This window comes from Pseudoduganella sp. OTU4001 (assembly GCF_038440195.1).
Classification (GTDB): Bacteria; Pseudomonadota; Gammaproteobacteria; order Burkholderiales; family Burkholderiaceae_D; genus Rugamonas.
Genome location: NZ_JASATG010000047.1, coordinates 19510 through 29321, shown reverse-complemented (window position 1 = coordinate 29321; position 9812 = coordinate 19510). Strand labels below are relative to the sequence as shown.

8 protein-coding genes are annotated in these 9812 nt (G+C 67.4%); 1 reads left to right on the top strand and 7 read right to left on the bottom strand.

Annotated features, from left to right (window positions below; translation table 11 throughout):
• Together AAHE99_RS25135 and pdxR are read right to left on the bottom strand one after the other, a co-directional pair.
• Positions 1-623: Crp/Fnr family transcriptional regulator (locus tag AAHE99_RS25135; protein WP_342120594.1), on the bottom strand; the 623-nt coding region annotated here is incomplete at its 3' end.
• A 90-nt stretch (positions 624-713) separates the two neighbouring features.
• Positions 714-2198, bottom strand: coding sequence for a MocR-like pyridoxine biosynthesis transcription factor PdxR (gene pdxR, locus AAHE99_RS25130; RefSeq protein ID WP_342120593.1), 1485 nt, complete (start codon positions 2196-2198; stop codon positions 714-716).
• Between the two features lie 71 nt (positions 2199-2269).
• Here pdxR and AAHE99_RS25125 point away from each other — a divergent pair, with 71 nt between their 5' ends.
• Positions 2270-2911, top strand: coding sequence for a pyridoxamine 5'-phosphate oxidase family protein (locus AAHE99_RS25125; RefSeq protein WP_342120592.1), 642 nt, complete (start codon positions 2270-2272; stop codon positions 2909-2911).
• A gap of 12 nt (positions 2912-2923) precedes the next feature.
• Here AAHE99_RS25125 and AAHE99_RS25120 read toward each other — a convergent pair whose 3' ends face one another.
• The 5 genes from AAHE99_RS25120 to AAHE99_RS25100 form a co-directional block, all read right to left on the bottom strand.
• Positions 2924-4069 carry a hypothetical protein gene (locus AAHE99_RS25120; RefSeq protein WP_342120591.1) on the bottom strand — a complete coding sequence of 382 codons (1146 nt, stop codon included), beginning with the start codon at positions 4067-4069 and terminating at the stop codon, positions 2924-2926.
• 112 nt (positions 4070-4181) lie between these two features.
• A complete protein-coding gene (locus AAHE99_RS25115; RefSeq protein ID WP_342120590.1) occupies positions 4182-5900 on the bottom strand; it encodes a hypothetical protein in 1719 nt (572 codons plus the stop codon).
• A complete protein-coding gene (locus AAHE99_RS25110) occupies positions 5897-7942 on the bottom strand; it encodes a hypothetical protein (RefSeq protein ID WP_342120588.1) in 2046 nt (681 codons plus the stop codon). The genes AAHE99_RS25115 and AAHE99_RS25110 overlap by 4 nt, the downstream gene beginning before the upstream one ends.
• A complete protein-coding gene (locus AAHE99_RS25105; RefSeq protein ID WP_342120587.1) occupies positions 7923-8924 on the bottom strand; it encodes a hypothetical protein in 1002 nt (333 codons plus the stop codon). Before AAHE99_RS25105 ends, AAHE99_RS25110 begins: the two co-directional genes overlap by 20 nt.
• Positions 8921-9811, bottom strand: a complete 891-nt coding sequence (locus tag AAHE99_RS25100; protein WP_342120586.1) for a DUF58 domain-containing protein — start codon at positions 9809-9811, stop codon at positions 8921-8923. The genes AAHE99_RS25105 and AAHE99_RS25100 overlap by 4 nt, the downstream gene beginning before the upstream one ends.
• Position 9812 lies beyond the last annotated feature (1 nt).

Below are 9812 nucleotides of genomic sequence, written 5' to 3'. Positions count from 1 at the left end.
TAAGCGGCTTCCTGTTCGCGGCGCATCAGCTGCGACAGGTAGGCCGGCGTAATCTGCAGGTAGGACGCCAGCACCTTTTGCGAGATGCGGCGCTCCAGGTTCGGATATTCCCCCCTGAAATTGGCCAGGCGCTCTTCCGCGCTGGAAGCGGTGTGCGTGACGAAGCGGCGCGCCTGGCTGCATACCGCAAACTCCAGCATGCGCGTCATGTACGCCGTCAGCACCGGGTGCTGGCCGCGCGCAATGGTCATCTGCTCCCAGTCGAAACGGAAGCCCTGCACCGAGGTCTCGGCCACGATGAAGGAGCGCGACGGCTGGTCGCCACGGAACTCCAGCAGGTCTTCATAAGCGTTCGAGATATGGCCTTCGGTGGCGAAGCGCATCGTCACTTCGTTGCCGCTCTCGCTCACATAGCCCACGCGGGCCACGCCGCCGGTCAGCCAGAACACCTCGCGCGAGCTCTGGCCCACGCGCTGCAGCAGCTCGCCGCGGCGCGCCGCAAACGGCACGGCCAGTGGCGCAATACACTGGCTGGTTTCGTCAAAAAGTTTTTCATCGACGGCGTAGCGCGCCATCATGTCGGCTTTGTAATGCTGCCGCAGCTTCAGGAAATGCTGATTCATTGCGCCCCAGTATTGGTTTTGTTATTCACTACATCTGGTCAGGCCAGATTTAGTTCATTCTAAAAACAACTGGCGGCGCGGATTAATCAACTATTTGAACTTTCGGTGGAAATTTTCATACGCTGCGTGGTGTACAACACCTGCCAGCCGCCGCACCAGGCCATCCATCTGCTCCGGCGCCACCTGGCCGTATCCCAGCGCCAGCCCATGCCATGCGCTGTGCCCCGCCACCGCGTGCACGCTGAGCGGATTGACAACAATCCCTTCGCTCTCGCGCGCCCGGCGGCTGATCTCCACGTCCGACAGGCGCGGGTCCTGCCAGCGCAGCGACAGGTGCATGCCGGCCGAGGCGCCCTCCACGCTGGCGATGCTGCCCAGGTGGGTATGCAGCGCCTGCACCAGGGCGTCGCGGCGATCCTTGTACAGGCGGCGCATGCGGCGCAGGTGCAGTGCAAACTGCCCGCTGCGCAGGAATTCGGCCAGCGCCAGCTGGTCGGCGGCGCGCCCGCGCGAAGCCGACTGCTGGCGCATGGTGGCCAGCGGCTGCACCAGCCAGGGCGGCACCACCAGGTAGCCGATGCGCAGGCCGGGGAACATGGTCTTGCTGAAGGTGCCGCAATACAGCACCGGGGCGTCCGGCTGCAGGCCCTGCATCGACGCCAGCGGCGGGCCGTCGTGGCGGAATTCGCTGTCGTAATCGTCTTCGATGATCAGGGCGCCGCAGGCGCGCGCGCCTTCGATCAGGGCCAGGCGGCGCGCCAGCGACAGCACAGTGCCGGTCGGGTACTGGTGCGAGGGCGTGGTGTAGATCAGGCGCGGCGGCCGCTCGAGCCAGTCTTCGGCGCGCGGCGCGATGCCGTCCTGGTCGACTTCGATCGGTTCCAGTTGCAGGCTGGCCGCGCGGAAGGCGGCCATCGCGCCGCCGTAGCCGGGGTTCTCCATCCACAGGGTTTCGCCGGCATCGGCGCAAGCGCGCCCGCACAGGTCAAGGCTGCTTTGGCTGCCGTCGGTGATGAACACCTGGGCCGGCTCGCACACCACGCCGCGCGAAGCGCGCAGGTAGTCGGCAATGGCTTCGCGCAGCACCGGTTCGCCGCACGGGTCGCCGTAATTCAGCTTCTCGGTCGGCAGCGTGCGCCAGGCGCGTTCCAGCATGCGCCGCCACAGGCCGATCGGGAAGCTGGGCAGGTCGGGCACGCCCGGCACAAAGGGCGCGCCAAGGGCGGCCGAAACGGTGTGGTTGCGCAGGTTCTGCGCGCGCTGCGACAGGCCTTTGGGCGGGGCTTCGGCGCTGGCCTGGCGCCGCCGCTCGCAGGCCAGCGCCGCCACCACGGTGCCACTGCGGTCGGTCGTCACATAGCCTTCGCTGGTCAGCTGCTCGTAGGCATACAGCACGGTGTTGCGCGCCACACCCAGTTCCGTCGCCAGGGCGCGCGTGGCCACCAGGCGCGTGCCCGGCGCCAGCGTGCCGTCGCGGATGGCGGCGCGCAGGCATTCATGCAGCAGGCGCTGGCGCGGCCAGCCGTGGTGGCCGTGGCTGGCGGTGAAGTTCGAAATCAGCAGCGAGTAATCCAAAACGTGGCTCCATGGTTTTGCATGCCCCTGGATCTGTTGCAGGGGCCATCAACTGATTATATTCCGTTGCCATGAAAACATCACATCCACCTTCCGACCGCACCCGCGTGCGTCGTGGCGCCGGCAATGCCGTTTATGAACCTGAGCTGGTACGCACCATCGTCGACGCGGCCTACATCTGCCACATCGCCTTCAGCGACGGGCACGGCGCGCACTGCATCCCGACCGCCTGCTGGCGCGAGGGCGAACACCTGTACATCCACGGCTCCAACGGCAGCCGCATGGTCAAGCAGCTGCTGGCGCAAGATGCCTGCGTCACCATCACCCACCTGGACGGCCTGGTGCTGGCGCGTTCGGCCTTCAACCATACGATGAACTACCGCTCGGTCATGATCTATGGCCGCTTCGAGCTGGTGGACGAGGTGCAGCAGCGCCGCGCGCTGGACGCTTTCATGGACCATCTGGCGCCGGGCCGCAATGCGGAAGTCCGCGGCGGCAACGACAAGGAGCATGCGGCCACCACGGTGCTGCGCATCGCGCTGTCCGAAGCGGCGTGCAAGGTGCGCAGCGGTGGGCCGGAGGATGATGAGGAAGATATGGGGATTGCGGCGTGGGTCGGTGAACTGCCGCTGCTGCAGGTACGCACTGCGCCGCGCCCGGATCCAGCCTGCGCGGCGGCAGCGCCGGCCTACGTCCGCGAATGGGACGCCTGACCGGCGCGGGGATTACATATCGACCTTGATGGTGCTGATCAGCTCACGCGTGACCTGGCGCACCAGGTTGGAACGGTCTTCGCTGCTGATGGACGGCGACTTCTCGCAGCGGCCGGACGAAATGACCGGCGCGATGAACTTGGATCGGTAGTCCAGCGGCGGCGGTGCCACTTCCAGGCTGGCACGCGCCTTGCGCGCCGCCTCGGTGTTCTGGAAGTTGACGAACTGCTCGATCTGGCGCGCATTGGCGACGTATTTCTCGCTGCCCAGCTCAAACGAGACCTTGTGCACGCCGGAGCTGAATTCATTCAGTTGATGGTTGCCGATCCAGACGATTTCACCGGTTTTGACATCGACCAGTTTGGCGTTCAGCGAAGCGCCCACTGCTGCGCAAGACACTTCATGGGAACGGTCGAACTCCGACTTGATTTCCGGGTTATTGCGCACGAAATCGCGGATCTTGGCATTGTGGTTCAGATCGGCCTTGATCAGCATGCGCTGGTCGGTCTCGAACTTGTTGATCTGCAGAATATAGTTGGCATGCACATCGCCCGCTTCGGCAGCACGGATCACTTCCGAAATATCGGTCAGCTCCTTATCGCCTTCCGCGCGCTTCTTGCCGGTTGACGACGTCTGGAATTTGTCCCGGAACTTCTTCAGTTCTTCGGCGTACACCGTGCCATCGATCTGCTGGCGTTCAAATTTCTTGGTCAGGTCGTCCAGGATCGGTCGCATGTCTTCGGACACTTGCGAATACAGGCAGCTGTAATTCGTCAGGTTGCAGCGCGCCTCGTCGCGCAGCGTGCGCAGCTTGGCCTCGAATTTGGAACGGCTCAGGACACGGAAGCCATTGGTGATCAGGACTCTTTCAATCTGCTGTTCGGCGTCGTTGAAGAAGTCCTTGGTCTGGAATTCCTGTGCGCTGGCACGGCCATCACCCTGGTTGAACAGGTTGTCCGGCACGTTGATCACGATCGAGCTGCTGGGGCGGATCTTATGGGTGCCCAGCTGCACCGCATTTTCACTCAGATTAGAGGTAGCACGGAATTCAAGCTGCGCCTCAACCAGATTCTTTTGTGGCGGCGGGATGACCGGCATCGGCATCACGGGCGCCATGCTGCCGCAGCCCGTCAGCAGCAGGGCCAGGCTTGCTAGCACAAAATGCAATATTGATCTAATTTTCATGGTTTTTCAGGTAGTTTAGGTTGATCAGAGCGCAACAACGATTATTTTTCGTTTAACTCAGCAGTATATCAACCTCAAACCCCGGCTAGCGAATTTCGGCGCCGCTCTGGCGCTCGCGCCACCACAACCCAAGCATGCTGGCGGCGAACGCGATGGCAAGCAACCAGCGCGGCAGCATTCCAGCCCGCGCACCGGCCGGCCCGCTGGCGCCGGCGGCGTGCGGCGGCGCGACCGGCTGTCCGGCCAGCGCTGCGTAGCGCGCGGTCGCGTCATGGCGCAGTGCAGCCTGCCAGGCCGGCCAGTCCTGCGCGCCGAACACATAGACCTCGCTGCGCTCCGCTCCGCTGGAGAGCGGGACCCAGCCGGTTTTGCGCGGCCACCAGGCGACGCAGGCGGCATCGGCACGCTCGCTGCGCGCTTGCCAGCGCAGGACTTGCTGGCCCACGCTGACTGCGCCGCCGGTCGCTACGCCTTGCGCGCACACTTCGCTGCGCAGCCCGGCCAGCGGCATCGCCTCGCTGTCGACCCAGCGCACTTTCTGCTCGCTGCCCAGCGTGGCCAGGTCCATCACCTGCTGCCACCAGGCGCCCAGCGCTGCCGGCTCGCTGATTGCTTGGCGGTGCCAGTCGCGCACACCCAGCCACAGGATGCGTCCCTTCTGCCAGTCGCGCTGCCAGGCCCAAGGTTTGCCGTCCTTGTCGCGCGCCACCACCTGCCATCCGCCGCCAGTGCCGGCGACAGGCAGCTGCGCGCCAGGCGCCATGGCCAGCGTCGCGCCGGCCAGCGCCAGGTGGCGTACGTCCTCCTGCTCGGTGGTCGCCGACAGCGCAGCCAGCCGCAAGCCGAGCTCGCGCTGCCACAGCGGCGCATCATCCGCATTGCCGCCCAGGACCAGCAGCGGCAAGCCTTGCGCCACCTGCGCCAGCGCGCCGCGCAGGCCGCCGCGTTCCAGCCACGCCGCGTCGGCGATCAGCGCGTTGGCCTGCGTCAGTGGAGCGCGGGCTTCCTCGCTGCGGGTCAGCGACTTGCCCAGCGTGGTCTGCCAGTCGAGGATGGCGTTCGAATCCGTCAGCAGCTGGTTCAGCGCACGCGTGTCGAACGATGGCGCGCCGAAACGGCCCTGCACCTGGAGCGGCACGGCATCCAGCACGCGCAGCGGCACCGGCCCCTGGGCAATGGCCTTGCCGTCCTGGTCGAGCAGGCGCGCTTGCAGCACCATCAATTCCGGCATTGGCGGCTGCCATTGCACCGTCAGCGTGTCGGCCGCCTGTGCCGCGCGCGTCTCGGCCAGGGTTTGGCCGTTCTCCGCCAGCAGCTGCAGGCGCCAGCCTGCTTGTGCTGCGCCGCCGCGGCGCACCGTCAGCGCGAAGCTGCGTCCCAGCGGCAGCGAACGCGGGAAGTCCAGCCACAGCAAGCCTTCCTTTGCAGCCTGCCACTGCACCTTGCGCGGCGCAACGTCGCGCCATTGCGCTTGGTGCAGGCCGTGGCCCTGTATTTCCACCGCCGCTGCATCCGGCAGTGCTGCCAGTGCCGTCGCCAGACGGTCGCCCGGCACCACTTCCGCAACGGCATCGCCGCGCGCGCCGCCGGTGTCGGGCTGTGACATCCATGCCTCGCTGTCCAGCATGAGCGGTCCCGATGCGACGCCTGGGGCGGCCGGTGCCGCCAGCAAGGCTGCCAGCGACACACCCGCCAGCGCCGCCAGCGCGGTCTCCGGCCAGCGCTTGCGGCGCGCATACAGCAGCGCACTCGCCGCCCCGGCGACGGCAGCGCCGCCGCACAGCAGGTTGATATCCACGTTCACGGCGCTTCCTTCCCTTGCAATACCTTGCCAAAGCGCGTCTGCGCCTGCGGGCGCGCCTGCAGCAGCACGGCAGGCTGCTGCACGGTGGTCCGCAGCCATGCACGCAGCTGGGCGCGGCAAGGCAGGCAGCCGTCGGCCACATCCTGCACCGACGCCTGCGCCGCCAGGCGCTGTTCGTCGTCAGAGATACCGGCCACCGCTTCGCGCGCCGCCTTGCTCCACAGCGCAGGCAGTGCGGCATCGCCGCCCAGCGCCTGCACCAGCTCGCGCACCTCGACCGGCACCAATTCGCTGGCGGCGCCCTGCGCGCGGCGATAGCTGGCTGCGCCGGCCATGTCGCCGCTCATGCGCTTTTCTTCCTTGATGGCCGGCGGCACGAAAGCGGTGCGGTGCAGGTAGACTCGTTCCGCCTGCTGCAATTCCTTGATCGCACCCAGCGCCTTGTACTCCGGCGGCAACGCCGGTTTCGGCGCAATCGCGCGCAGCTGTTTCTCGGCATCCCACATCGCCGCCAGCGCACGGCGCAGCACCTCCTTGGTGGCCGGGTCGAAGATGGTGGCGTTGCCTTCCTGGTCGTGCGCATGGCCGAATTGCGCGGCGATGTCGCCGGTGCCAAAGCCGCCCGGGCCCGGCGCGGCGCCGCCGCCATGCTCATGGCCATCGCCCTCGCTGTGTTCATCGCCGCCGAACAGCGACGACTCTTCGCCAAGGAACTGGCCGTAGCGCAGGCGCAGCTTTGCCTGGTCGCCGGCAATCTTTTCACTGCGGGCGCGCAGTTCGGTGGCGCCGATGCGCGGCATGTCGGCCACCAGCTGCTCGGTGTCGATAATGATCTGGCGCTGGCTGCGCAGGTTCTCCTGCTTCACCATCGACGGCAGCGCTGTCGATTCCTGCGCATCGCCCTGCGCACCTGGCAGACGCAGCGTGTAGGTGGGCGATTGGGCGATGTGCGGTACCGGAGCATTGTCGCTGGCGCGCACGAAGAAATACAGCTCGTCGCCGGGCTCCATGCCGAGCTCCTTAAACATCCACTGTTTGCTCCAGCTGCGCTTGCGCGGGTCAGCCGATGCCGGCAGCGGGCTTTCCTTGTCGGTGAAGCGGATGTTCTCGCCGCTGCCGCGCGCCAGGGTCATATGCAGCGTTGCTTTGGTGATCGCGTAGTCGTCGCTGACGCTGACCGTGATCTGGGCGCTTTGCGCATCCGGCTTGAGGATGGTGACGGATTCGTTGGGCGCGGAGATGGCGACCTGCGGCGCCTGGTCGGGCGTGACGCGGATGGTGTAGCGCTGGCCCGGGTCTTTGCGGCTGCGCCAGAACAGGGAGTCGCTGGCCAGCAGTTCCTCGCAGGCGCCCTGGCCTGCCTGCAGCGTGCGGCCGTCGCTCAGCTCAATGGTGGCGTCGGCGCCATGGGCGCACCAGCGCAATTTGCTGTGCTGCGGTACTTGCAAGTCGCGCGGTGCGCCTTCGCTTGGCTTGGCTCCGGTGTAGGCAGGCGGGATCGCGTGCAGGCTGAGGCCTGCTTTGGCGATGGCGGCCTTGGTGGCTTCGCTGCCGCCCGGCGCGGCGATGCGCTGCGGCGAGTGGGCCGCAGCGTAAGCCCAGGCGCAGGCCGCCGCCACTGCGGCCAATGCCAGGGGAACGGTGTTGAAGCGGGCCTTATTGCTGGCGATGGCGCGCAGGCGTTCCTCGTCCAGGGCCTGGTCGATACGGGCCAGCAGGCGGTTGCGCTGCAGTGTTCCCAGCGGCGTGTCGGGAGCGGCGGCCAGCATGGCGCTGCTGTCTTCCAATTCCGGGATGGCGTCGTTCAGCCAGGCTGGCAGGTGCTGGTCGATGCGCTTGCGCCAGAGGGCGAAGTCGGCGGCGGCCCACAGCATGGCCGCCGCTGCCAGCGCCAGCGGGGCGGTGGGCGGGAGCGCTGCGGTGCTTGCCAGCGCTGCTGCCGGCAGCAGCGGCAGCAGCCAGCCGGCGGCGCGGCGGCGGATCAGGGCCTGCAGCATGCGCTGGCGCACGCTGGCCAAATGGTCAGCGGTGGCGGCGGACATGGGTCAGGGTCCTTTCTATTGCGAACAGCGCCAGCAGGGCGAGCGCCAGCCATTCGGGCGAGCGCACGTGCGGTGCGGGCAGTGGCGCTTTGCGAGCGGCGGGGAATTGCTGCGCTTCCAGCGGGTAGGGGGCTGGGCGGGCGGTGGCGGCTTGCCAGCGCTCGTACAGCGCGCGGGCTGCGTCGATGTCTTGCAGCGGCCAGCTTTGGGCGGTCCAGATGGTGCCTTGCGGGGTTTGCGTTTGCCCGGTGGCGGTGGTGGTGCGCCACCAGAGCGGGGCTTTCCAGGCGGGCGGTGGCTCGCTGTCCGGGCGGTCCCAGACGATCAGTTCCGTTTCTGGAGTTGGTTTGTCGGCGATGACATAGCGGTTGGCGCCGTCGGCTGCGGTGCCGAAGGCGGCGAACAGCGCTTGCCAGCGCGGCATCCGATCGGCAGGCGCCACGACGACCACGTGGCGCTCTCGTGGCGCGGCGGGCGTGGCGGCGGCGGTGGGCGCGGGGGCGAGGCGCAGGTCGGTGGCGTGGGCGAGGCGCGGGGGGAGCGCGGGCATGGCGGCGGCGGGGGCGAGGATGAGGAAGCGCGCGCCCGGGCGCCATTCATGCTCGTTGCGGGCCAGCCAGTTCCATACGTCGGCAGGCAAGGGCTGGCGGTCGGCCGCGCCCATGCTGGCGGACTGGATTTGCTGCTCGGCCCAGGCCGAGCGCTCAAGAGCCGAGGCGACAAACACCGTATCGCCCTTCCACGGCATGGTCAGCACTGCCAGCCAGGCAATCAGCACAGCCAGCAGCGCCAGGCGCGCCAGCAACAGCGGCACCTCATCCCAACGCAGCACGCGCTGCTGTTGCGGCAACGCAGCCGGCAGGAAGCGTGCAGTGGCGAGAAGATCGGTCCGCGTGCGTTCCCGCTTGCGCATATGCCACCACACCGGCAGCAATAGCACCGGTAACGCGAACCACCATAATGGCTGCATGCTGGTCATCATGGCCGGCGCGCCTCCGGATTGCGCAGCCAGGCGCGCAGCACCTCACCCAGCGCCTGCTCAATGCGCGCCTCGCACAAAGGAATGTCATGCTGGCGGCAGGCAGTACGCACAGCCTCGAAATGCGCTTCGAGCGCCATATGGTAATCGTCGCGGACAGCGCGGCTGAAACTGTGCAGCCCCGCGCCCTCCTCCGGATCGCGGTAAGCATGGCCGGCCGGGAAATCAGCCTCCACCTCCGCCTCCGTGCGCAAGGCCAGCAAGCGCACATCGTGCCGCATATGGCGCAGGCGCACCAGCGCCTCGCTCAACGGCGATGGCCAGTCCAGCGCATCGCTCGCCGCAAACACCATGCTCTGCGAGCGCGCAAAATGCAGGCTGGCGCGCAGCGTCTCCGCATCCGGCAGCTCGCCCGACGGCGTGGCGCGCTGCAAAGCCGCCAGCACGCGCTGCAACTGGCGCGGCCCGCGCGAAGCAGGCGTGAATTCAATACGTCCCCCCGACAGCACCAGCAGCCCGAACGCATCCCCCTGGCGCTGCGCAATCGCCGCCACGCAGGCCAGCGCCGTGCGCGCATACCAATGCTTGCTCAAACCATCCACCCGGCGGCTTGGTTCAGCCATCGAAGCACTGGCATCCAGCACCAGCCAGGTCGCCACATGGCTGTCGCGCTCCGCTTCGCGCACGTAATACCGGTCGGCGCGCGCCAGCAGCTTCCAGTCCACGCGGCGCCATTCGTCGCCTGGCGCATAGGCGCGGTACTCGGAGAACTCAACGCCGGCGCCGCGTTCGCGGCCCGCATGGATGCCATGGCCGAGGCCCGCCAGCACATGGCGGATCACCAGCTCAAGGTCTGCGGAGTGCGCCAGCAGCGCAGGTGTTTCCAGCATT